Raw genomic sequence first — 22913 nt, 5'->3', positions numbered from 1 at the left:
CGTCAACCCATGGCCCGTTTGATGTAGAAGCTGGAGAGGATCAGCACCAGGACCGTCATGACGATGGCGCCGGCGCTGCCGTAGCCGAAGTCCAGCGGTTTGATGCCGTAATTGTACAGGAACTGCGTAATGGTCGTGGTCGTGCCGGCCGGGCCGCCTCCGGTGAGGACGTTCACCTTTTCGAACAGGCGGAAGGTGTCGATGGTCCGCAGCAGAGCGCACAGAGCCAGGCTGCCCTTGATGTTGGGCAGGGTCACATACCAGAACTGCTGAAGGAAGCCGGCCCCGTCGATCCGGGCAGCCTCATACTGATTTTCAGACACAGACTGCAGGGAGGCGTACAGCAGCAGGAACACAAAGGGCACATTCTGCCATACGTCGATCACCAGGATCGTCCCAAAAGCCGTCTTGGTGTCCATAAACCAGTTAAAGACCGGCAGGCCCACAGACTTCAGGAACTGGTTGACAATGCCGTAGTTGGCGGAGAGCATCATCCGCCAGCTCAGGGCTACCGTAACAGCGGGCAGCAGATAGGGCAGCAGCAGCAGCGTCCGCATGATCTTCTGTCCCCGCTTCAGGGTGTTGATAAATACCGCAATCAGGAGGCCGATTCCCATCTCCAGCACCACCGCCAGGATGGTGAATTTAATGGTGTTCCACACCGCCTGTTGAAAATATCCGTTCTTAAAAAGCTTGGTGTAGTTGTCGAACAGGATAAAGGATGCCTGTTCGGTCCCTTTCAGATAGTTGTAATCCGTAAAGCTGTAAACAAAAGTGAAAATCAGGGGATATGCCGTCATGACCAGCAGCACGATCATGGTGGGCGTGAGCATTCCGATTCCAAATCGAGTGGTCGAAGCCTGTGCGCTATTCAATTTTCTGATCTCATTTCTCTTCATACGATAGCCTCACAAATTCGAGAGGTTCCGCCCGGCAGTTCCGGAGCGTAAGGGGAGCAGGCCGGGACGCCGTCACGGCGCCCCGGCCGCTTGCATATCTGCGGGGTCAGTTGGGTGGAAGGGGGATCAGCCGGCCATCAGCTGCTCCAGCTGCTCCTGCGCGTAAGACAGAGCCTCGTCCATGGTCTTGGTGCCCTGGATGATGTTGTCCATTTCGGTGCCCAGGATGTTGGTGAACTGGGTCCACTCCTCGATCACAGGGCGGTACACGCCGGTCTGCAGGGCGCCGCAGACGGTCTCCAGGTGGGGATAGGTCTCCAGCACGGTGGGATCGGTCAGGCAGCTGAAGCGGCAGGGCACGCCGTTCTGCTCAATGGAGGCCAGCTGTACCTCGGGGCTCATGACGTACTCCAGCAACTCCAGGGCCAGCTCCTTGTGGGGGGCGTTGTCAGGGATGCCGATGCACCACACGCCCTGCAGGGCCACGGCGCCCATGTCCTCGCCGTCGTCAGTCAGCTTGGTGGGGATGGTGGTGTAGTCGGCGGGGCCGTCAGCGGTGGGGGTGTACCAGCCGGGCCAGATCTGAGCCAGGGCGGTATCGCCGGCAGTCACAGAGGCCACGATGTCATCCTTGTCCAGGCTGCTGCCCAGGTTGTACAGGGCCAGGTACTCCTCCATGGCGGCCTTGAACTCGGGGGTATCAACGGTGGGGTTGTTGTTCTCATCCACGACCCAGCCGCCGTGGACCACCAGGTGAGGCAGGAAGTCGGAGAGGATGTTGTCGGCGCTGCCGCCGCGGACCAGGAAGCCGTTCTTGTCGGGGTGGGCATCCTTGGTCTTCTGGGCAATGTCCATCAGGTCCGCGAAGGAGTCGATGTCCTCGGGGGCATAGCCGGCCTCGGAGAGCAGCTCCTTGTTGTACATCATGACGGTCACGTTGCCGTAGTAAGGTGCCAGGTAGATGTCGTCGTCCACCATGCAGATGGTGGTGGTGGCGGGGATGACGTCGTCATCGAAGCTGTAGCCCATCTCGCTCAGATTGGCCAGCACGCCGTTCTCGGTGAACTCGGCCATCCAGGAGCCGTCCACCATGCACAGGTCATAGGTGCCGGTTTCGTTGACTGCGTCCAGGGCAATGCCGGTGTGCAGGTCATCAAAGGACTGCAGCAGGACCTCGAATTCCACGTTGTGCTCCTCCGCAAAGGGCTCCAGCATGGCCTGCAGGGACTCGCCGTAGGCGCCGCCCCGCAGGATCAGGGTCATCTTGGTGGGCTCGCCGGTGCCGGTGTCTCCGCTGCCGTCGTCGGTGGTCGTCGTATCGCCGCCGCAGGCCGCCAGAGACAGTGTCATGGCAAGCGCCAGGACCAGAGTCAGTAGCTTTTTCATTTCTTTTCCTCCTACTTTTCCACTTTTCAGTCGTTTTGGAACAGGGTCGCGTGTATTTTTGTTACTCTTTGACAGCACCGCTTGAAAGACCGCTGATCAAGTAGTTCTGTGCAAAGATCACAAACAGGGTAATGGGGATCACGGACACCACGCCGCCGGCCGCCACCAGGCCGAAGTTTGTCAGGTTATCCTCCGTATTCAGCACGGACAGCGCCAGGGGCACCGTGTTGTTGGCGGGGGAGCGGGTGAAGATGACCGTATAGGTATATTCATTCCAGGCATACATGAAGGACAGCATGGCCACCGCCGCGATGCCCGGCGCCACCAGGGGCAGGACAATCTTGCGGAACAGCTGCCACTCCGTGGCGCCGTCCACCTTGGCGCTCTCCTCGATCTCCTCCGGCAGATCCTGGAAGAAGCTGATGAGGAACCAGATGATCAGCGGCACATTGATCAGCACGCAGGCCAGGGTCACAGGGATCTTGGTATTCAGCAGCCCCACCCAGCTGAACATGGTGTACAGCGGGATGGTAAAGGCAACCGGGGGCAGGACGCGGACCAGCAGGACCCAGTAGGTCAGGGGCTTCTTCAGTCCGAAGCGGAACCGCCGCCGGGCCAGGATGTACGCCGCGCAGATGCCCACGAACAAAGACAGCACCAGAGAACTCAGCGTGGTCTGCAGGCTGTTGATGGTGGCCTGTCCAAACCCCTTGTCTGCAAACAGGCTGACAAAGTGCTCAATTGTCAGGGCCTGAGGGATCAGGGCGATGTGCCCCTGCATCTCCTCCGTGGGCCGGATGGCCATGGCCACCAGCCAGTAGATGGGAAACAGAGCGACTGCCAGCAGCACCGCGCAGCCGATGGCCTTTCCCACCGTTCCCATGCGCTTTTTCGCTTTCATATCCTCTCCTCCTTATGTTTCCGCGGCGCCTCTCCGCCGCGGGATGATCCTCTCTTCTCTCTGCGCTCGCTCAGGCGGACCGGCGCACCCGCAGCTCCGTGGGAACCACGGTGACCTGGGGCACATTCTCGTCCCCGGCCAGCAAAGACTGCAGCCGCTCCACGCTCAGTTCTCCCATCCGGCGGCAGTCGATGTGGACGGAGGTCAGCTCCGGCTCCAGCATCCCGCAGACGGAGGCATCGTCCAGCCCCGTCACCGCCAGCTCTTCCGGCAGCCGCAGGCCCAGGCGGCGGGCCGCCTTCATGGCGCCGGCAGCCACCACATCGTTGGTGCCGAAGATGGCTGTGGGCCGGTCCGGCCGGGACAGCAGCTCCCGGCACGCCTCTGCGGCGCTCTCCACCGTGGGATCGCACAGCTTGATGTGGCGGGCGTCCACCGGCAAACCGTGAGCCTGGGCGATCTCCAGAAATGCCCGGTACCGCTCATTTAATATGTAGGGGGAAAACCGGCCAGCCAGCATGGCGATGTTCCGGTGCCCCCGGCTGATGAGATGCTCCAGCGCCTGGCGGACCCCGCCGTATTCGTCGGACACCACACAGGGCAGGTCAAATCCCGCCATCCGGTTGTTCACCAGCACCACGGCGATGCCCCGATTCTGCAGCTCCGAAACCAGCTCCGGCTTGGCATTGCCGCCCAGGATCACACCCTCCACCTGCTTGTTCTTGGAGGTGTTGGCGGCCAGGTCCCAGTCCGCCGCCGTGGAGATCATCAGTTCATAGTCCGTCCGGTTCGCGGCGTTCATGATCCCGTCGCAGATCCCGGCGTAGAACTCGTCCAGGATCGTGGCGCCCTCCTTGCAGATCAGAAAGGCGATCCGGTCCGTCCGCTGGCGGGCCATGGCCTGGGCAATGGCATTGGGGGAGTAATGGAGCACCTCCGCCGCCTCATACACCTTCCGCCGCGTCCCCTCCCGCACCAGCTCCGGATTGGAAAACGCCCGGGAGACCGTGGCGGTAGAAACGCCCGACAAGCGGGACACATCGTAGATCGTTGAGTTCAAGCGGCCGTCCTCCATGTAATCGCTTTCATTTTTAAAACTGTCCGACAGGTAAAAGAGGGGGAGCCTCTTTCCAATATTTTGCTTTCTTCAAGTCAACATTACCATCTTTCCCCGGTGAGTGCAAGGGTTTTTTTGCATTTAATATACATTTTACACAGACGTGCAAAAAACTTAACCATCGTTGTATGGTTCATCAAAATGAAACCGCTTTCATTCTTTTGTCATCCTTCTTTTTCCAAATCCCGCCAGGCGGACCGCGCCTCCGCCGTGCCCCAAAACGGGCGTTCAGGTTTCTTTCCAGGCGCCTGCGTCCGCTTTCCCGGCCGAATTCCGGGAGAAACCTTGCAAATCGGTGCAGAATATGGTACATTGGTCCAGCTTACAGATGCGGCCGCCGCTTTCGGCGCTGCGGCATGTCCGGCGGCCGGCGCCTGCGGGTCTGCCGCCGGCAGACGCCTGCACGGCGCGAGCGCGCCGGGGCAATGGCGGCCCACACTCTGCTATCGTTTTGGAGGACTGTTCATGTCAACCTTAAAAGAAGAAATTTCCCGCCGGCGCACGTTCGCCATCATCTCCCATCCGGACGCCGGCAAGACCACACTGACGGAGAAGTTCCTGCTGTACGGCGGGGCCATCGCCCAGGCCGGTGAGGTCAAGGGCAAGCGGGCCAAGGCCGCCACCAGCGACTGGATGGAGATCGAGAAGCAGCGGGGCATCTCCGTCACCTCCTCCGTCATGCAGTTCCAGCACAGCGGCTTCTGCATCAACATCCTGGACACCCCCGGCCACCAGGACTTCTCCGAGGACACCTACCGCACCCTGATGGCCGCCGACAGCGCCGTCATGGTCATCGACGGCGCCAAGGGCGTGGAGCCCCAGACCCGGAAGCTGTTCAAGGTCTGCGCCCTGCGGCACATCCCCATCTTCACCTTCATCAACAAGATGGACCGGGAGACCCGTGACCCCCTGGAGCTGTGCGAAGAGGTGGAGCGGGAGCTGGGCATCGACACCTACGCCGTCAACTGGCCCATCGGCTGCGGCAAGGAGTTCCAGGGCGTCTACGACCGGGAGAAGCAGCGGATCCTGTTCTTCCAGGCAGAGGAGCGGGGCAAGAAGGTCAGCTCCGCTGAGGTGGCTCTGGACGATCCCGCCCTGGAGGACATGATCGGCGAGGCAAAGGCCGCCGCCCTGCGGGAGGAAGTGGAGCTGCTGGGGGCCGGCCGGGAGTTTGACCTGGAGGCCGTGCGGAACGGCACCCTGTCCCCGGTGTTCTTCGGCTCCGCCCTCACCACCTTCGGTGTGGAGCCGTTTCTGGAGGAGTTTCTCCGCATGACCACGCCGCCCCTGCCCCGGGTCAGCGACCAGGGGGAGATCGACGTGTTCAGCGAGGATTTTTCCGCCTTCGTGTTCAAGATCCAGGCCAACATGAACAAGGCCCACCGGGACCGGCTGGCCTTCATGCGCATCTGCTCCGGCAGATTCGAGCGGGACCGGGAATACTACCACGTCCAGGGGAACAAGAAGCTCCGCCTCTCCCAGCCCCAGCAGATGATGGCCGCGGAGCGGGAGATCATCGACGAGGCCTACGCCGGGGACATCATCGGCGTGTTTGACCCGGGCATCTTCTCCATCGGCGACACCGTCACCGTGCCGGGGAAGAAGTTCAAGTTCTCCGGCATCCCCACCTTCGAGCCGGAGCACTTCATGCGGGTGTCTCCCAAGGACACCATGAAGCGCAAGCAGTTCATCAAGGGCACGGAGCAGATCGCCCAGGAGGGTGCCATCCAGATCTTCAAGCTGCCCGGTGCAGGCATGGAGGAAGTCATCGTGGGCGTGGTGGGCACCCTGCAGTTCGATGTGTTCCAGTACCGGATGCGCAGCGAGTACGGCGTGGAGCTCTACATGTCCGGCCTGCCCTATGAGCATCTGCGGGTCATCACTGCCTGCCCCTGCAAGCCGGAGGATCTGGTGCTGTGCACCGGCGCCGCCATTCTGGAGGACTTCAAGGGCCGTCTGCTGGTGGCCTTCGGCGGCGAATGGAGCGTGGGCTTCCTCACCAAGCACAACCCCGGCCTGGAGCTGGCAGAGTCGCTGTCTGTCTGATCATCCAAACCGTCCGCCCTGGTCCGGCGGGCGGTTTTTCTGATTTTTTTCTCTTTCACCTGTCACTTTTTCCGCAGCTGCTGCATCTGAATAATTGACCGGTCAAACGAACCCAAAGGAGCGCTCAGTCCCGCCATGACAAATTTTCCGTTGGACAAGGAAACATTCTGCGATCAGGTGATCCGGAATCAGGAGGCCATGTTCCGCACCGCCAAGTCCATCCTCCGCCAGGACGAAGATGCGGAGGACGCCGTGCAGGAGGCCATCTGCGCCGCCTATGCAAGCCGCGGCAGCCTGCGGGACCCGGCGCGGTTCCGCCCCTGGATCCTGAAGATCCTGGTCAACAAATGCTACGAGTTCTGCCGAAAGCGGCGGACCACGGTGGACCTGGCGGACGTCCAGGACTTCCTGCCGGCCCCGGCGGCGGACCAGACGGAGCGTCTGTCCCTGTGGCAGGCGGTCATGGCGCTGAACTGCGACCTGCGGGCGGTCGTGACCCTGTTTTACTATGAGGACCTGTCCATCCGGGAGATCAGCGCCGTCCTGGGCATCAGCGAGGCGGCGGTGAAGACCCGTCTCTCCCGGGGACGATCCCGGCTGAAGCAACTATTACACGAAGAATGAGGTGCGCAAGGTGGAGCCATTCGACAAGCGACTGAAAGAGCGGGCGAAGCAGGAGCCCTTCCCCCTGCCGGAGACGTATGCCGGAAAGGTGCGGAACACCTGCGCCGCGTTAAAGGAGACCACTATGAAAGATACCAAACAGAAACGTTCCTGCCGTGCCCTGCTGGGCGTGGCCGCGGCTCTGGCCGTATTCGTAGCCATTCCCAACGTCTCGCCCTCGGCGGCGGCCGCCATGAGCGACATCCCGGTGCTGGGCGCTGTGGTGCGGGTCGTCACCTTCCGGGATTACCAGTATGACGACGGCCACAACACCGCCGACGTCCACGTCCCCGAGCTGGGCGGCAGCGACGCCGCCGACGAGGTCAACGACCAGGTGCAGGCCTTTACCGACCAGCTGATCGCCCAGTTCCAGGCGGACTGCGAGGCCACGGGCGAGGGCTACCAGGGTCTGGACATCACCTCCTCTGTGGTGACGGACAGCGACACCTGGTTCACCCTGCGGATCGATGCCACCAAGGTCAAGGCCAGCGGCTATGATCTCACCCGATTCTACCACATCGACAAGGCCACCGGCGAGATCGTCACTCTTGGCGATCTGTTCCGGCCCGGCGCGGACTATGTCTCCGTCCTGTCCGCGGAGGTCCTGCGCCAGATGGAGGAACAGATGGCCGCAGACGCGTCCCTGAGCTATCTGACGGACGAATTCACCGCCATCGACCCGGAGCAGAGCTTCTACTGGAATGCGGACGGCGACCTGGTCCTGGTATTCGACGAGTACACCGTGGCCGCCGGCTACATGGGCATGGTGGAATTCACCATTCCCCGGGACGTATACAGCGCGCTGCTGAAATAATGCTCCTCTCTCCCTGCAGAAAAACAGCGGGCCGCCTCGGCGGTCCGCTGTTTTTTTCGGTTTACTGGTACTGCTCCATCCGCCAGACGATGGCGGAGATCTGGCCCCGGGTCAGGGTGTTGTAGGGCTTGAAGGTGCTGGTGCCGTTGTCGAAGTAGCCCTCCACGATGCCCGCGGCATTCAGGGCCTGGACATAGGGGTCGCTGGTGTCGGTAAAGGGCCGGACGCTGGACAGGTTGTTGATGCTCAGCCCCATGGCCTTGGCGGCGATCTGGCTCACCGCCAGCCGGGTGATGGGCGCATCCAGGTCCACGCTGCCGGAGACCAGGCCGTCCGCCTGGGCCCGGGCCAGATAGCCGCTGAACACGTTGGAATTCACCGGCGCCTGCTCGGTATAGCCGGCGGCCAGCATGATGAGCTTCAGGGCGGCGCCGTAGGTCACCTGGTTGTCGGGCTTGAAGGTGCCGTCGCTGTAGCCGTCGATCACGTCGGCGTCGCTGAGCTCCAGCACGTACTTGTAGCACCAGGTGGAAGAGCTGATGTCGGAGAAGTCCTCCATCTCCTCCACCACGCCCAGACACAGCTTGCCGCTGGCAATGGGCGTGCCGCTGCTGTTGCAGGCCACGTAGGGGATCTCCACAGAGCCGGTGAAGCCGGTGGCCGGCACGAACCGCAGCTGGCTGATCCGCTGGCTGCCGCTGGAGTAGCCGTACAGGGTGGAGGTGTCGGCCCGCTGGGAGGTGCCGCTGCCCACGTAAATGGTCCCCTCATTGGCGGCAGGCAGCTCCAGCAGCTGGATGCTGGACAGGCCCAGCCCGCTGGCCTGGGACACCGCCGTGTAGATGGAGGCAGCCGGGAAGGTGACGGCCGTATTCTTGGGGGTGGGGCCGTAGACATCAGGCACCTCGCTGAGGTTCACGCTGATGAGGATGGTGCCGGACACGGACCGGCTGCCGGTGCCGTAGGCGGTGAAGGGGATCTGGGCGCAGTAGTTGACGCCGCTGGGCACGTAGGTCAGCTCGCTGAGGGCGTACTGGCTGCTGGACGGGCTGAAGTAGAGATCCATGTCGTCGCAGTTGTCCGCCGTGATGCGCATGCTGTAGGAGGTGCCGTACTCACTGGTGCCGTAGTAGTTGTAGTAGAGGCTGCCGTAGTCCGGCGCCCCCTTCAGCGTCACATACTGGAGGGTGTAGCCGGGATAGCTCTCCTCAAAGAACCGGGCGATGTCGTTGGCGTTGATCTGCACCCGGCCGCTGTAGTCGGTGTAATAGCGGATGTCGCCGCCCTCGGCGGTCACACCGCCCACATCGCCGATGGCGATGGCCACGGTGCCCTTGGCGTCGTCATCCCGGCCGTAGGCGGTGAAGTCCAGATACACCACCTCGCCGTCGGCGTCATCATAGGAGAGGAAGGTCAGGTCATCCAGGGTGCAGTCGTCGTCATAGTACAGGTCCTTGCTGTCATAGTAGAAGTAGCCGTCGTCCAGGTCGCCCTCGTCGAAGTACACCCGGTCATCGTTGTAGTCATAGCTGTACAGCTCGCCCCAGTCGTCCAGACCGGTGGCGTCGGTGAAGCGCACATACTCCAGATCCTCGCCGGTCTCGTCGTCCAGGAACTCCCAGAAGTCATCCCGGTCAAAGGTCACGGTATCGTCCGGATCCACCTCGTAGATGATGTCGCCGTCCACCTTGGTGGCGCTGGACGTGGTGCCCTCGCCGATCTCGATGGCGAGGGTGGCGTCGATCTTGTCGCCTTTGATGCCGTGCATGGTGATGTCGAAGGTCAGGGTGTCCTCGTCGGCGTTCCGGTCGGCGTGGAAGGTGAGGGTGTCCAGCTCGAACTCATAGTCGTCCCACACGTCGTCCTCGTCGTAGTAGAAGTAGCCGTCGTCCAGATCGCTGTCGTTCAGCTCATAGTCCCGGACATAATCATCGTAGTCGTATCCGTCGGCGCCGAACCAGCCGTAGTCGTCGAAATCATCATAGCCGGTGAACTCGATGTACTCCAGCTCGTCATAGTCGGACTCATCGTAGAAAAAGTCGTAGAAGTCCTCGGCATCCAGCGTCACATCGTCGTCCGGGTCCACCTGGTAGACGAAGTCCGCCTTGGAGCTGGTGCCGGTGCCCTCGCCGATCTCGATGTAGAGGGTGCCGTCCACTTCGTCGTTGTCGTCGCCGTACATGGTGAAGGGGAACTCCAGCGTGTCCTCGTCGGCGTTCTTGTCCGCACAGAACGTCATACGGTCCAGCGCGTAGTCGTAGCTGGAGCTGGTGTCATACCAATTGTAATAGTAGTAGCCGTCATCCAGCGTGGAATCGTACAGCTGCACCCAGTCGCCGTCCGCGTCCTCTGCCTCGAAATAGCCGTAGTCGTCAAAGTCATCGTAGCTGTAGAATTCCAGATATTCAAAATCCTCCCGGGACTCCTCGTCGAACAGGTCCCAGAAGTCATCGGCATCCAGTTCCACATCATCGTCGGGGTCCACATAGTAGGTCAGCTCCACATCACCAGAGTTGCCATAACCGCCGGCGATATCGATACACATGGTGCCATCCACATCTTCGTCATACCCGTAGAGCGTAAAATCGATGTAGATCGTATCGCTGTCTATGTTGTCGTAGGTTTCAAAATAGAGCGTATCCAGGTCATATTCATCCCAGTCTTCGGCATCCCGGCCATTGCTGTAGAAGATGCCGTCATACAGGTCATCACTGTCTAACTGTGCATTGTAGCCATCGCCGTCTTCTGCGGTGAAATACCCATAATCGTCAAAATCATCAATGTTTCGGAACTCCAGATATTCGAAAGAATCCCAGCCATCCCATTCCTCGTCAAAGAGATCTTCGAAATCATCCGCTCCGATAAAAACATAATCGTCCTCGTCCACATCATACGTCAGATCCGCCCACGCGGCCGACGCCATGGGCACCGTCCCCATCAGCAGTGCCAGCGACAGCAGACACGCCGGGAGCTTTTTCTTCCAGAATCCTTTCATCTTGTTTCCTCCACCATATTCCAAAAAGTAGTTTCCAGCTTCTATCTCTCTACGTGTAACATAGCGGGAAAGCGCCCGGCAATCATGAACAAATTATGAACTTTTCGCCATCGCTCCATAAAATTTCCGCCCCGGCTTCCGCCAGGCCGCAGGTCCGCCTGTGAAATACCGGGGGCAGACGGGGATTTTCCGTTTTTTTACGCATTTTTCTTTACAAATCCAAGTCTCTCCGATATAATACTATGGCTAATGAAATTTGAGGAAGTGGAGAGATCTCATGGCTTTGATCGAATACGACGAATATAAGCAGAAGCTCCGGGACCTGGGTCCCGAGCTGGACAAGCTCTCCGCCGCGCTGGATATGGACAGCGCCAGGGCGGAGGCCCAAAAGCTGGAGGACGAGACCGCCCAGGACGGCTTCTGGAGCGATCTGGAGCGGTCCCAGAAGGTGCAGCAGCGCCTCAAGCAGCTGCAGAACAAGATCGCCCGCCAGGACAAGCTGGTGGCCGAGTGGCAGGACCTGACGGCCCTGTGCGAGATGGGCCAGGAGGCGGACGACGCGGAGCTGCTGGACGAGCTGAAGGCCGGCTTCCAGACGCTGGAGGAAAAGGTGGAGGAATCCCGGATGGCCACGCTGCTCTCCGGGGAGTACGACAGCCACAGCGCCATTCTGACCTTTCACGCCGGCGCCGGCGGCACCGAGGCCCAGGACTGGGCCCAGATGCTCTACCGCATGTACACCCGCTGGACGGAGCGCCACGACTTCACCTACCAGATCCTGGACTATGAGGACGGAGACGAGGCGGGCATCAAGTCCGCATCCATTGCCATCCAGGGGGACAACGCCTACGGCCTCTTGAAGAGCGAGAACGGCGTCCACCGGCTGGTGCGGGTCTCTCCCTTTGACGCCAACGCCCGCCGGCAGACCAGCTTTGCCGCTGTGGAGGTCATGCCCGAGATCGAGGACGACGACGAGGTGGAGATCCGGGACGAGGACATCGAGATGCAGGTGTACCGGGCCAGCGGCGCCGGCGGCCAGCACGTCAACAAAACCTCCTCCGCCGTCCGTCTGATCCACAAGCCCACGGGCATCGTGGTGGCTTCTCAGCAGGAGCGCAGCCAGTTCCAGAACAAGGACAACTGCATGAAGATGCTGCGGGCCAAGCTGGTGGAGCTGAAGCAGCAGCAGCACGCCGAGAAGATCTCCGACATCAAGGGCGTGCAGATGAAGATCGAGTGGGGCAGCCAGATCCGCTCCTACGTGTTCATGCCCTATCAGATGGTGAAGGACACCCGCACCGGCTACGAGACCGGCAACATCGACAACGTCATGGACGGCGATCTCGATGGCTTCATCAACGCGTATCTGACCCAGCTGGCCACCGGCGAGCTGAAAAAATAAATCGTCCACGCGTCCTTCCGGATGCCCGGCTCTTGAGAGCCGCAACCAAATAGAGAAATCAAATACGAGACGTGACACGGGGGAGTTCTCCCGTGTCACGTCTCGCTGAATGAGAAAGGATGTTGGAATTCCCATGGCAGAAAACCTTCCCCAGGGCGCGGCGCCCCAGGAGAACAAGATGGGCGTGCTGCCTATCGGCCGGCTGCTGGCCAACATGGCGGTCCCCATGATGATCTCCATGCTGGTCCAGGCCTGCTACAATGTGGTGGACAGCGTGTTTGTGGCACAGCTCAGCGAGGATGCCCTGAACGCCGTGTCCATGGCCTTCCCCCTGCAGAACCTGATGATCGCCTTTGGCTCCGGTACGGCCGTGGGCATCAATGCCCTGCTGTCCCGGTCCCTGGGGGAGAAGAACCAGGCCATGGCGGACCGGGCCGCCAACACGGGCATTTTTCTTGCCCTGTGCAACTTCGTGGTGTTTGCCGTGATCGGCATTTTTTTCTCCCGGACCTTTTTCGAGCTGCAGGCCGGGGGCGAGCAGGTCATCATCGACTACGGCGTGGACTACGCCTCCATCTGCCTGGGCTGCTCCATCGGCATCTTCAGCCAGTTCTGCTTTGAACGGCTGCTGCAGTCCACCGGCCGGACCTTCCTGGCCATGTGCACCCAGCTCACCGGCGCCCTCATCAACATCGTGCTGGATCCCATCCTGATCTTCGGCTGGTTCGGCCTGCCCCGGATGGAGGTGGCCGGCGCCGCCATCGCCACGGTTGCCGGGCAGATCGTGGCCGCTGCCGCCGCCCTGGTGCTGAACCTCAAGTGCAATCCGGACATCCACATCCTGCCCCGGGAGATCCGGTGGCACGGCAAGGTGGCGGCCGAAATCTACCGGGTGGGCTTTCCCTCCATTGTCATGCAGTCCATCGGCTCCGCCATGGTGTTCGGCATGAACAAGATCCTCTTCGGCTTCACCAAGACGGCCACCGCCGTGTTCGGTGCCTACTTCAAGCTCCAGAGCTTCGTCTTCATGCCGGTATTCGGACTGAACAACGGCATGGTGCCCATCGTCAGCTACAACTACGGCGCCGCCAGCCTGCCCCGGGTGAAGCGGACCATCAAGCTGACCATCTGCACCGCTGTGGCCATTATGGCCGTAGGCTTCCTGATCTTCCAGCTCTTCCCCCAGCAGCTGCTGCTGTTCTTCAACGCCTCGGAGGAAATGCTCTCCATCGGCTCCGTAGCCCTGCGGGTCATCTCCGTGTCCTTCATGCTGGCAGGCTTTGACATCATCGCCGGCTCCGTGTGCCAGGCCATCGGCAACCCGCTGTACAGTCTGATCACCTCCGTGTGCCGCCAGCTGGTGGTGCTGCTGCCGGTGGCGTGGCTGCTGTCCCACACCGGCAACCTGACGCTGGTGTGGCTGGCCTTCCCCATCTCCGAGCTGGTGTCCCTGCTGCTGAGCGCCATCTTCCTGCGCCGGACCATGCGGGCCGTCACCGCCCGCATCGGCGGACAGCAGGCCTGATATCCGAAAAAAGCCCCGGCGGAACGGCATTTGCCGTTCCGCCGGGTTCTTTCATCCGTTGAGGAACCTGTCCGGATCCACAGTCTCCCCGTCCTTTGTGACGGAAAAATGCAGATGGGCCCCCCGGGCGGATTCCGCCACAGCAGTGGTCCCCACCGCGCCGATGGCCTGCCCGGCGGTGACGGTGTCTCCCGTCTCCACCGCCGGCTCCGCCTGGAGATTGGCGTAGGTGGTCTCATAGCCGTCACTGTGCCGGAGCACCACCGTGGTGCCCATCAGCGGGTCGTCGCTGACGGAGGCCACCGTCCCGGCGCAGGCCGCCAGGACCGCGTCCCCCTCCGCCGCTGCGATGTCCACGCCGTCATGGGTCCGCCAGTCGTCCAGCGTCTCGTTATACTGCAGCTGGTCCACGGAAAAGGCCGCCACCACCTCCCCCTGCAGGGGAGAGACCACCACCTGGGGCTCCTCCGCCACCACGGGGGTGTCATCCAGCGGGACCGTCACCTCCGGCATGACGGCAGGCTCCGATTCCTCCTCCGGCTCCTCCAGAGGCACCGTCTCCACCACCGGCTCGTGCTCCGGCAGGTCTTCCGCCGGGGCGGAGGCCTCCGTGTCCGGGACGGCTGGGACCGCCGCCTGCGGGTCTTCCCGCAGCAGCAGGAAATATCCGCCCACGCCCGCCGCCACGATGCACAGGGCCAGGACCGCGTAGAAACCCGGCCCGCCCAGCAGGGATCTGACTTTATTTGCCATGTATCATACCTCCCTCGATCTTGGGTCTGTGGGAAGTATGGACAGGATTTCCAGAGATTATACCAAAAGGGACCGCCTTTCGGAAGGCAAAAAGAGACCGCTTTCCAGCGGTCTCTTTTTTCATATCTCTCAGGAATTGGTCACTTAACGATCAGCGTCTGTCCGTCCATCTCCGGCGGGCAGGCCAGGCCCATCACATCCAGCATGGTGGGCGCGATGTCCGCCAGGCGGCCGTCAGGCCGCAGCTCCGTGCCGGCGCCGCAGAGGATGAAGGGCACCGGATTGGTGGTGTGTGCGGTCATGGGGCTGCCGTCCGGCTCCGTCATCTGCTCGGCGTTGCCGTGGTCGGCGGTGATCATGGCGATGCCGCCCATCTTCAGTGTGGCATCCACCACCCGGCCCACGCAGGTGTCCACCGTCTCCACCGCTTTCACGGCGGCGTCGAACACGCCGGTGTGGCCCACCATGTCGCAGTTGGCAAAGTTCAGGATGATCACGTCATAGGCCCCGGACTCGATGCGCTCCACGCACTTGTCCGTCACCTCGGCGGCGCTCATCTCCGGCTGCTTGTCATAGGTGGCCACCTTGGGGGAGGGGACCAGCACCCGGTCCTCCCCGGGGAACACGGTCTCAGACCCGCCGTTGAAGAAGAAGGTCACATGGGCGTACTTCTCCGTCTCGGCGATCCGCAGCTGGGTCATGCCCATCTGGCTGAGGTACTCCCCCAGGCCGTTTTGGACGGTCACCCGGGGGAAGGCCACCTCCACGTTGGGCATGGAGGCGTCGTACTCCGTGTTGCACACGAAGGTCACCGGGAAGAACTGGCGGGTGAACCCGTCGAAATCCGGATCCACCAGGGTCCGGGTGATCTCCCGGGCCCGGTCCGGCCGGAAGTTGAAGAAGATCACGCTGTCGTTGTCGGAGATGGTGCCCTCGCTGTCGCAGACCACGGGCTCCACGAACTCGTCGGTGACGCCCCGGTCATAGGACTCCCGCACCGCGGCCACCGGGTCCGGGTTCTGCACGGCGCCCTCGCCGTAGACCATGGCGTCATAGGCGGCCTCCACCCGGTCCCAGCGCTTGTCCCGGTCCATGGCGTAGTACCGCCCCATGACCGTGGCGATCCTGCCCACGCCGGTGGTCCGGCAGGCCTCCACCGTCCGTGCCACGAAGTCCGCGCCGGAGGTGGGGGACACGTCCCGCCCGTCCAGGAAGGCGTGGAGATAGACATGCTCCAGGCCCTTCTTTTTGGCAAGGCGCAGCAGGGCGAACAGGTGCTCGATGTGGGAGTGGACGCCGCCGTCGGACAGCAGGCCCATCAGGTGCAGGGACGTGCCCTTCTCCAGGCAGGCGTCCATGGCATGCAGATAGGCGGGATTTTCGTCAAAGCTCCCGTCGGCGATGGCTTTGGTGATGCGGGGCAGATCCTGGAACACCACCCGGCCGGCGCCGATGTTGGTGTGGCCCACCTCGCTGTTGCCCATCTGCCCGTCCGGCAGGCCCACATCCAGGCCGGAGGCCCGCAGCGTGGTGTGGGCGAACTCCTGAAAGAACTGGTCCAGCCGGGGCGTGGCCGCCGCCTGGATGGCGTTGCCCTCCGTCTCCTGCCGCAGGCCGAAGCCGTCCATGATGATCAGAGTCGTTGGTGTTTTGTTCATAGAAATCTCGTCTCGCTCGCTTTCTCACAAAACCTTCCGCCGGAACTCACTCCTGGTTGGCGGCGTTGATGATCTCCACAAACTGCTCGGGCTTCAGGGAGGCGCCGCCGATCAGGCCGCCGTCGATGTCGGGCTGGGCCAGTAGCTCCGCTGCGTTCTTGGGGTTCATGGAGCCGCCGTACTGGATGGTGACGCTGCGGGCCACCCGGGCGCCGTACAGGGAGCGGATGGTGGCGCGGATGTTGGTGCAGACCTCGCCGGCCTGCTGGGCAGTGGCGGTCTTACCGGTGCCGATGGCCCAGATGGGCTCATAGGCGATGATGCAGCGGCGCAGCTTGTCGGCGGACACACCGTACAGGGCGCTCTTCACCTGCAGGGCGATCCACTCGTCGGTAATACCGGTCTCCCGCTGCTCCAGGCTCTCGCCCACGCAGATGATGGGGTTCATGCCGGCGTTCAGCACGGCGTGGACCTTCTTGTTGACGGTGGCATCGGTCTCGCAGAAGTACTGCCGCCGCTCGCTGTGGCCCACGATGACGTACTTGACGCCCAGGTCCTTCAGCATGTCGGCAGAGATCTCGCCGGTGTAGGCGCCCTTCTCCTCAAAATACACATTCTCCGCACCCACGGAGATCCGCAGGTCCTTGAAGGCCTTGGCAGCGGTCTGCAAGTTGCAGGCGGGGACACAGATCAGCGTGTCGCACCACTTGGCCCGGGGCATGATCTTCTTCAGCTCTTCGGCGAACTTCTTGGTCTCCGTGGCGGTCATGTTCATTTTCCAGTTTCCGGCGATGACCGTTTTCCGATATCTGCGATTCATGGCAATCTCTTCTCCTTTATGTCTTCGATCTATCTGCAATCGCGTTCTCCGCGATCTGATGCGCAGGATCTGGCCATTTCCAGGACATTTTCCCCGAAAGGCCCTTCTTTTTATACAGAATTCTGCCCCATTTGTCAAGTCAAACGAGCCGCGTTCTCCTGGGGCCGCAGCCAGCGGCCCCAGCATTCAAATCCATTTTCGCCGCGGCGCGCCCCAGGGCGGCTTCTCTTGCCCCTGCGGGGCAATTCACCTTCTGTACGTGGCGAAAATACTTTGACCCGCACGCCGGGGGCGTGCACACCAGTGCCCGCTTTGGGGCCCCCGCAAAAGCTGTGCTTTTGTGGGGAAAGGAAAAACAAACGGAACGGTGTTCGCTTTCGCCGCAGGCGGAAGCGAATGGAGTGCAGCTTGTTTTGACGCGGTGTGGGGGATCTAAAGGGGGGACGAAGTCCCCTCTTTATTTATCCAGCAGGCACGCCACGCCCGGCAGCTCCTTGCCCTCCAGGAACTCCAGGGAGGCGCCGCTGGACACAGCCGAAGCGCCGCCTGCGGCGGAAAAAGCGAGGCTGTGTCGAGGAAGCGGCACGATGGCGGCCCCGGCAGGGGCCGGAAATCGTCCTGCCGCGACGGTGGATAGGCGGCGGCTGGGGGTCTTACTGATCCAGCAGACACGCCACGCCGGGCAGCTCTTTGCCCTCTAGGAACTCCAGGCTGGCGCCGCCGCCGGTGGAGATGTGGGTCATCTTGTCGGCATAGCCCAGCTGCTCCACGGCCGCCGCGCTGTCGCCGCCGCCGATGATGGTGATGGCGCTGGTCTTGGAAAGGGCCTCGGCCACGGCCTCGGTGCCCTTGGCGAAGGCGGGGAACTCAAAGACGCCCATGGGCCCGTTCCAGATGACGGTGCCCGCGTCCGCCACGGCGTCGCAATACAGCTTCACGGTCTCCGGGCCGATGTCCAGGCCCTGCCAGCCGTCGGGGATCTGGCCGGCCTTCACCACCTGGCTGTGGGCATCGGGGGCAAAGGCGTCCGCACAGACGGTGTCCACCGGCAGCAGCAGCTTCACGCCCTTCTCCTTGGCCTTCTCCACCATCTCGTTGGCATAGGACTCCCAGTCCGCCTCCAGCAGGCTGTCGCCCACCTTGCCGCCCTGGGCGGCGGAGAAGGTGTAGGCCATTCCGCCGCCGATGATGATGGTGTCGGCGATGTTCAGCAGGTTGTTGATGACGCCGATCTTGCTGGACACCTTGCTGCCGCCCAGAATGGCCACCAGAGGCCGCTTGGGATCCGCGATGGCGCCGCCCAGGAACTCCAGCTCCTTCTGGATCAGGAATCCGGAGACGGCGGGGAGATAGTCCGCCACGCCGGCGGTGGAGGCGTGGGCCCGGTGCACGGCGCCGAAGGCGTCGGACACGTACAGCTCCGCCAGAGAGGCCAGCTGTTTCGCCAGCTCCGGGTCGTTCTTGGTCTCGCCGGGCTCAAAGCGGGTGTTCTCCAGCAGCAGGATCTGCCCCGGCTGCAGGGCGGCCGCCTTGGCCTGGGCGTCCTCGCCCACCACGTCGTGGGCGAAGAGCACCTCCTGGCCCAGCAGCTGGCTCAGGCGCTTCGCCACGGGGGCCAGGCTCAGCTTGGGATCGGGGCCGTTCTTGGGCTTGCCCAGGTGGGAGCAGGCGATGACCGCCGCCCCGTTCTCCAGCAGGTACCGGATGGTGGGCAGCGCCGCCACGATGCGCTTGTCGCTGGTGATGGCGCCAGTCTCCTTGTCCTGGGGCACATTGAAGTCGCAGCGGAGCAGGACCTTCTTGCCCTTGACGTCCACATCCCGTACCGTCTTCTTATGGTAATTCATCTGAGATGTCCTCCTATCTATCATTCCATCGCGGCAGATGCCGCGGATGTTTTCTTTCAAGCCGCCCCGACAGCGCCGAACAGGTCCGCCCGGCGCGGCTCAGCCCTGCGCCATCTCGCCTGTGCCCTGCAGCCCCGGAAAGCCGTTCTGCCGCAGGGCCGCTCCCCGCAAAATGTGTCATTTTGCGGGGCCCCCAAGGGCGATCGAACTTCCTCGGCAGGCAGAGCCCGCCTGCGGCGAGGCCTTGCTCCGCAAGGCGCTCGGGCGCGCCACCCGGCGCGGCTCAGCCCTGCGCCATCTCGCCTGTGCCCTGAAGCCCCGGAAAGCCATTCTGCCGCAGGGCCTCGTAGACGCACACCGCCACGGTGTTGCTGAGATTCAGGCTCCGGGCCTCATTGACCATGGGCAAGCGGATGCACCGGTCCCGGAATCGCTCCCGAAAGTCCGCCGGCAATCCGGCGGTCTCCTTGCCAAAAAACAGCCAGCTGTCCGGGGTGAACCGGGCCTCCTGATAGGACCGTGGGGCCTTTGTGGTAGTGAGCCACGCCTCCTGCGCCGCCTCCGGATGGCGGCGGAACAGGTCCTCCAGATCTTCGTAATCAAAGACGTCCACCAGGTGCCAGTAATCCAGTCCGGCCCGCCGGACCGCCTTCTCCGAAATGTCGAATCCCAAAGGGCGGACCAGGTGCAGCTGACTGCCGGTGGCCGCACAAGTGCGGGCGATATTGCCGCAGTTCTGCGGGATTTCCGGCTCTACCAGTACGATATGGAGCATAAAACAGCCGCGCCCTCCCTTCGTTCCATAAACACAAAAGACATTGTACCTCGTCGCTCCGGTAAATTCAACTGTAATGTGTGAAGAAAAGCGGATTTTTAGACAAAACCACGACAAAACATCCTGCTTTTCTGCCGCATGCCGGAAAATCGGGAAAAAATCGGAGCTCCCGGCGGGATTCTGTTGCCTCTCACAAAAATCCGGGCGGCTCCAAGAAAAATCTGGAGGAAATTTCTTTTATAAATTCGCCGGAAATACTGGATTTTCACAGGATATTTGTTATAATAAAAAATACGAATGAACAAGGAGGAGAAACTTCATGGATTTTCCGCAGCGCGCCGTGTTTTTTCTGGAAGAGGACTCCTCCCTCCCGGCGCACTCCAAACCGCTGATGCTGGAAGCCGTATTATTTTGCCCGATCCTCAGATGGATGAGTGACAAGCTGTTGGCCGACGGTGTGCAGCGGTTTTTTGCTGTCTCCAGCCCCCGCTTTGCCCAGGAGGTCCGCGCCTGCTTCCCGGAGGATGCAGACGTCACCATCTCCGAGCAGCACAGCGAGCTGCTGGATTTCCTCAACACCCCCGACCCGGTGGCCGTGTTTGTCCGGGCCGCCCTCCCCATGGAGGAGGCGGGCCCCGGCTTCGTCTACGGCGCCCCCGGCTATGAGCTCCAGGCCGTCTGGCGGGAGAAAATGACCAATGCCGTCTCCGCGGCGGAGCTGCTCTCCGGCTGGCTGCCGGTCTTCAGCCTGGACACCATCGCCGAACTGGAGCCCATGCTCCGGGACCGCATCGTCCAAACGCACATCCGCGCGGGCGTCCGGGTGCTGGACCCGCGTGCGGTGTATATCGACCCCCGGGTCACCATCGGCCGGGGGACCATGCTCCTGCCCGGCACCATCCTGCGGGGGGAGACCGCCGTCGGCTGCGGCTGCACCATCGGCCCCAACGCCATGGTGCGGGACTGCGTCATCGGCGACGACACGGAGATCAACGCCTCCCAGGTGAATGAGAGCACCATCGGCAGCCGCACCCACGTGGGGCCCTTCGCCTATGTGCGGCCCGGCTGCACCATCGGGGACGACATCAAGGTGGGCGACTTCGTGGAGGTGAAGAACTCCTCCATCGGCGACGGCACCAAGATCTCCCATCTCACCTATGTGGGGGACAGCGATGTGGGCCGCCATGTCAACTTCGGCTGCGGCACCGTCACCACCAACTACGACGGCGTGAAGAAGTACCGCTGCACCATCGGGGACAGCGCCTTCATCGGCTGCAACACCAATCTGGTGGCACCGGTGACGGTGGGCGAGGGGTCCTATATCGCGGCGGGCGCCACCATTACCAAGGATGTGCCGGCGGACGCGCTGGCCGTTGCCCGGGCCCGGCAGGAGAACAAGGAAGGCTGGGCAAAGCGGCGGAGAAAGCTGTACGGACAGGAGCGCTGAGCGCTTCCTTTGATCGATATAGCCGCTGACAAAAGACAGAAAAAATTATAGTGATAGAAAGAGGGCGTTCAGACAATGATTTCTCACGGCAAGGACATCAAGGTGTTTTCCGGTAACTCGAATCCCAAGCTGGCGGAGGAGATCTGCAAACTGATGGGGACCAAACTGGGCGAGTCGGAGGTGGGCACCTTCTCCGACGGGGAGATTTTCGTCTCCCTGTATGAGACCGTCCGGGGCAGCGACGTGTTCGTGGTCCAGTCCACCTGCTCTCCGGTAAATAACAACCTCATGGAGCTGCTCATCATGATCGATGCGCTGAAGCGGGCCTCCGCCGGACGCATCACCGCCGTCATCCCCTATTACGGCTATGCCCGGCAGGACCGCAAGGCCAAGGCCCGCGATCCCATCACCGCCAAGCTGGTGGCCAACATGCTCACCGCCGCCGGCGCGGACCGCGTGCTGACCATGGACCTCCACGCCTCCCAGATCCAGGGCTTCTTCGACATCCCCGTGGACAACCTGGCAGGCAATCCCATCTTCGTGGACTACTACGCCAAGAAATACGGCGAGGGCTGTGAGGACATGATGGTGGTCTCTCCCGACGTGGGCTCTGTGGCCCGGGCCCGCGCCTTTGCCCAGAAGCTCCACATGAATCTGGCCATCGTGGACAAGCGCCGGCAGAAGGCCAATCAGTGCGAGGTCATGAACGTCATCGGCGACGTGCGGGGCAAGGACTGCATCCTCTTCGACGACCTGGTGGACACCGGCGGCTCTCTGTGCAACGCCGCCAAGGCCCTGGTGGAAGTGGGCGGCGCCAAGAGCGTCCAGGCCTGCGCCTCCCACGGCGTGCTGTCCGGCCCCGCCATCGATCGGATCAACGACAGCGTCATCACCGAGTTGGCGCTGCTGGATACCATCCCGGCCATCGACCCCAAGAAGAGCAGCAAGATCAAGTACCTGCCCGTGGCCCCCATGTTTGCCGAGGCCATCGAGCGCATCTATCAGGAGGTCTCCATCTCCAAGCTGTTCCGCTGAGGGCGGCCTGTTTCCATATCGTTTGTGTGTCATATATAGACTGGTCAAGGCGGGGAAGGATACTTTCCCGCCTTGGCTGACGTTGTAAAAGGAGTTTGATTCATGCTGTTAGGCACAAGATCCGCCGCCGTGGACTGGCTGGTGGTGGGCCTGGGGAACCCCGGGGCCAAGTACGAGCACACCCGCCACAACATGGGGTTCCTCACCGTGGACCTGCTGGCGGAGCAGGCGGGCGTGAAACTGAACAAGGTGAAGTTCAAGTCCGCATATAATATTCTGTCCTTCGCCGGAGCCAAATGCCTGGTGATGAAGCCCCAGACGTATATGAACCTCTCCGGCGAGGCGGTGCGGGAGGCGGTGCAGTTCTACAAGATCCCCGCAGACCGGGTGCTGGTGATCTACGACGACGTGTCCCTGCCGGTGGGGAAGCTGCGGGTGCGGCCCACCGGCTCCGCCGGCGGCCACAACGGCATCAAGAACATCATCGCCCACCTGGGCACCCAGGACTTTCCCCGGATCAAGATCGGCACCGGCGCGCCGGGAGAGGGGGGCGACATGATCGACTGGGTCATCGGCGTGCCCTCCCAGGCGGAGCGGAAGGTGCTGGTGGAGAGCTTCCAGCGGGCCATCGAGGCGGCGGCGTGTATCATTGAGCATGGCTGTCAGAAGGCCATGAATGATTTCAACTGAACAGAGGAGGCCGTCCCATTGGACGGGGAAATCAGCCATGCTGATGGCTGGGCAGATGCGCCCCCCATTTTCTTTTTGAAACATCAAAAAGAAAATGCGCCGCGCCCGGTGGAAAAGAAAAAATGTTCGGCGGGTCGGTC

General features: G+C 62.1%; 19 protein-coding genes. 8 read left to right on the top strand and 11 right to left on the bottom strand.

All coding sequences use genetic code 11. The features are described 5' to 3' along the window. Positions 1 to 2: 2 nt before the first annotated feature. The 4 genes from H9X91_RS07345 to H9X91_RS07330 all read right to left on the bottom strand — a co-directional run bounded on the left by H9X91_RS07345 (position 3) and on the right by H9X91_RS07330 (position 4246). Positions 3 to 833 (bottom strand): carbohydrate ABC transporter permease, encoded by an 831-nt coding sequence (locus H9X91_RS07345; protein WP_243414478.1) that lies wholly within the window; start codon positions 831 to 833, stop codon positions 3 to 5. 192 nt (positions 834 to 1025) lie between these two features. Next, positions 1026 to 2285 carry an extracellular solute-binding protein gene (locus H9X91_RS07340; RefSeq protein ID WP_204803947.1) on the bottom strand — a complete coding sequence of 420 codons (1260 nt, stop codon included), beginning with the start codon at positions 2283 to 2285 and terminating at the stop codon, positions 1026 to 1028. 61 nt (positions 2286 to 2346) lie between these two features. Next, positions 2347 to 3186 (bottom strand): carbohydrate ABC transporter permease, encoded by an 840-nt coding sequence (locus tag H9X91_RS07335; protein WP_204803945.1) that lies wholly within the window; start codon positions 3184 to 3186, stop codon positions 2347 to 2349. Positions 3187 to 3256: 70 nt separating this feature from the next. Next, positions 3257 to 4246: a LacI family DNA-binding transcriptional regulator gene (locus H9X91_RS07330; RefSeq protein ID WP_204803943.1), complete on the bottom strand. Its 990-nt coding sequence runs from the start codon at positions 4244 to 4246 to the stop codon at positions 3257 to 3259. 522 nt (positions 4247 to 4768) lie between these two features. Here H9X91_RS07330 and H9X91_RS07325 point away from each other — a divergent pair. The 3 genes from H9X91_RS07325 to H9X91_RS14605 all read left to right on the top strand — a co-directional run bounded on the left by H9X91_RS07325 (position 4769) and on the right by H9X91_RS14605 (position 7826). Further along, positions 4769 to 6349, top strand: coding sequence for a peptide chain release factor 3 (locus tag H9X91_RS07325; protein ID WP_204803941.1), 1581 nt, complete (start codon positions 4769 to 4771; stop codon positions 6347 to 6349). A 135-nt stretch (positions 6350 to 6484) separates the two neighbouring features. Then, on the top strand, positions 6485 to 6973 hold the full coding sequence (locus tag H9X91_RS07320) for an RNA polymerase sigma factor (protein WP_204803940.1): 489 nt from the start codon (positions 6485 to 6487) through the stop codon (positions 6971 to 6973). 10 nt (positions 6974 to 6983) lie between these two features. Continuing rightward, complete coding sequence (locus H9X91_RS14605) at positions 6984 to 7826, top strand: DUF3298 domain-containing protein (RefSeq protein WP_204803939.1); 843 nt, start codon at positions 6984 to 6986, stop codon at positions 7824 to 7826. 61 nt (positions 7827 to 7887) lie between these two features. Here H9X91_RS14605 and H9X91_RS07310 read toward each other — a convergent pair whose 3' ends face one another. Continuing rightward, positions 7888 to 10821, bottom strand: coding sequence for an S-layer homology domain-containing protein (locus tag H9X91_RS07310; RefSeq protein WP_204803938.1), 2934 nt, complete (start codon positions 10819 to 10821; stop codon positions 7888 to 7890). A gap of 277 nt (positions 10822 to 11098) precedes the next feature. Between H9X91_RS07310 and prfB the strand changes: the two genes are divergently transcribed. Continuing rightward, the gene (gene prfB / locus H9X91_RS07305; protein WP_204803937.1) at positions 11099 to 12223 is read left to right on the top strand and encodes a peptide chain release factor 2; all 1125 of its coding nucleotides are present in this window, start codon (positions 11099 to 11101) and stop codon (positions 12221 to 12223) included. A gap of 133 nt (positions 12224 to 12356) precedes the next feature. Continuing rightward, entirely contained in the window at positions 12357 to 13748 is a 1392-nt protein-coding gene (locus H9X91_RS07300) for an MATE family efflux transporter (protein ID WP_204803936.1), read from the top strand. A gap of 51 nt (positions 13749 to 13799) precedes the next feature. Here H9X91_RS07300 and H9X91_RS07295 read toward each other — a convergent pair whose 3' ends face one another. The 6 genes from H9X91_RS07295 to H9X91_RS07275 form a co-directional block, all read right to left on the bottom strand. Further along, positions 13800 to 14501 carry a M23 family metallopeptidase gene (locus H9X91_RS07295; RefSeq protein ID WP_204803935.1) on the bottom strand — a complete coding sequence of 234 codons (702 nt, stop codon included), beginning with the start codon at positions 14499 to 14501 and terminating at the stop codon, positions 13800 to 13802. A 140-nt stretch (positions 14502 to 14641) separates the two neighbouring features. Further along, positions 14642 to 16159 carry a 2,3-bisphosphoglycerate-independent phosphoglycerate mutase gene (gene gpmI / locus H9X91_RS07290; RefSeq protein WP_204803934.1) on the bottom strand — a complete coding sequence of 506 codons (1518 nt, stop codon included), beginning with the start codon at positions 16157 to 16159 and terminating at the stop codon, positions 14642 to 14644. Between the two features lie 46 nt (positions 16160 to 16205). Further along, positions 16206 to 16979, bottom strand: coding sequence for a triose-phosphate isomerase (gene tpiA / locus H9X91_RS07285; protein ID WP_204803932.1), 774 nt, complete (start codon positions 16977 to 16979; stop codon positions 16206 to 16208). A gap of 457 nt (positions 16980 to 17436) precedes the next feature. Next, on the bottom strand, positions 17437 to 17565 hold the full coding sequence (locus H9X91_RS14600; RefSeq protein ID WP_275552518.1) for a hypothetical protein: 129 nt from the start codon (positions 17563 to 17565) through the stop codon (positions 17437 to 17439). A gap of 67 nt (positions 17566 to 17632) precedes the next feature. Beyond that, positions 17633 to 18826, bottom strand: a complete 1194-nt coding sequence (locus tag H9X91_RS07280) for a phosphoglycerate kinase (protein ID WP_204803930.1) — start codon at positions 18824 to 18826, stop codon at positions 17633 to 17635. 283 nt (positions 18827 to 19109) lie between these two features. Continuing rightward, positions 19110 to 19601, bottom strand: a complete 492-nt coding sequence (locus H9X91_RS07275) for a tRNA (cytidine(34)-2'-O)-methyltransferase (protein WP_204803928.1) — start codon at positions 19599 to 19601, stop codon at positions 19110 to 19112. 319 nt (positions 19602 to 19920) lie between these two features. On the opposite strand from H9X91_RS07275, the gene H9X91_RS07270 reads away from it, so the two are divergent. The 3 genes from H9X91_RS07270 (at position 19921) to pth (ending at position 22773) form a co-directional block, all read left to right on the top strand. Continuing rightward, positions 19921 to 21048, top strand: coding sequence for a glucosamine-1-phosphate N-acetyltransferase (locus H9X91_RS07270; RefSeq protein WP_204803926.1), 1128 nt, complete (start codon positions 19921 to 19923; stop codon positions 21046 to 21048). Positions 21049 to 21123: 75 nt separating this feature from the next. Then, positions 21124 to 22083, top strand: coding sequence for a ribose-phosphate pyrophosphokinase (locus tag H9X91_RS07265; RefSeq protein ID WP_204803924.1), 960 nt, complete (start codon positions 21124 to 21126; stop codon positions 22081 to 22083). A gap of 102 nt (positions 22084 to 22185) precedes the next feature. Then, a complete protein-coding gene (gene pth, locus H9X91_RS07260) occupies positions 22186 to 22773 on the top strand; it encodes an aminoacyl-tRNA hydrolase (RefSeq protein ID WP_204803922.1) in 588 nt (195 codons plus the stop codon). The last annotated feature ends 140 nt before the right edge of the window (positions 22774 to 22913 follow it).

Source organism: Oscillibacter valericigenes, from assembly GCF_016902445.1.
Classification (GTDB): domain Bacteria; phylum Bacillota; class Clostridia; order Oscillospirales; family Oscillospiraceae; genus Oscillibacter; species Oscillibacter avistercoris.
The sequence above is the reverse complement of the archived record's forward strand: the minus strand, read 5'-3'. Positions and strand labels throughout refer to the sequence as shown.

Coding starts and splice junctions, on each gene's coding strand:
- H9X91_RS07275 (WP_204803928.1), bottom strand. CDS start 19,601: ATGCTCCATATCGTACTGGTAGAGCCGGAAATCCCGCAGAACTGCGGC.
- gpmI (WP_204803934.1), bottom strand. CDS start 16,159: ATGAACAAAACACCAACGACTCTGATCATCATGGACGGCTTCGGCCTG.
- H9X91_RS07320 (WP_204803940.1), top strand. CDS start 6,485: ATGACAAATTTTCCGTTGGACAAGGAAACATTCTGCGATCAGGTGATC.
- pth (WP_204803922.1), top strand. CDS start 22,186: ATGCTGTTAGGCACAAGATCCGCCGCCGTGGACTGGCTGGTGGTGGGC.
- H9X91_RS07280 (WP_204803930.1), bottom strand. CDS start 18,826: ATGAATTACCATAAGAAGACGGTACGGGATGTGGACGTCAAGGGCAAG.
- H9X91_RS07310 (WP_204803938.1), bottom strand. CDS start 10,821: ATGAAAGGATTCTGGAAGAAAAAGCTCCCGGCGTGTCTGCTGTCGCTG.
- H9X91_RS07345 (WP_243414478.1), bottom strand. CDS start 833: ATGCTCACGCCCACCATGATCGTGCTGCTGGTCATGACGGCATATCCC.
- H9X91_RS07340 (WP_204803947.1), bottom strand. CDS start 2,285: ATGAAAAAGCTACTGACTCTGGTCCTGGCGCTTGCCATGACACTGTCT.
- H9X91_RS07295 (WP_204803935.1), bottom strand. CDS start 14,501: ATGGCAAATAAAGTCAGATCCCTGCTGGGCGGGCCGGGTTTCTACGCG.
- H9X91_RS07335 (WP_204803945.1), bottom strand. CDS start 3,186: ATGAAAGCGAAAAAGCGCATGGGAACGGTGGGAAAGGCCATCGGCTGC.
- H9X91_RS07270 (WP_204803926.1), top strand. CDS start 19,921: ATGGATTTTCCGCAGCGCGCCGTGTTTTTTCTGGAAGAGGACTCCTCC.
- H9X91_RS07300 (WP_204803936.1), top strand. CDS start 12,357: ATGGCAGAAAACCTTCCCCAGGGCGCGGCGCCCCAGGAGAACAAGATG.
- tpiA (WP_204803932.1), bottom strand. CDS start 16,979: ATGAATCGCAGATATCGGAAAACGGTCATCGCCGGAAACTGGAAAATG.
- prfB (WP_204803937.1), top strand. CDS start 11,099: ATGGCTTTGATCGAATACGACGAATATAAGCAGAAGCTCCGGGACCTG.
- H9X91_RS07325 (WP_204803941.1), top strand. CDS start 4,769: ATGTCAACCTTAAAAGAAGAAATTTCCCGCCGGCGCACGTTCGCCATC.
- H9X91_RS07265 (WP_204803924.1), top strand. CDS start 21,124: ATGATTTCTCACGGCAAGGACATCAAGGTGTTTTCCGGTAACTCGAAT.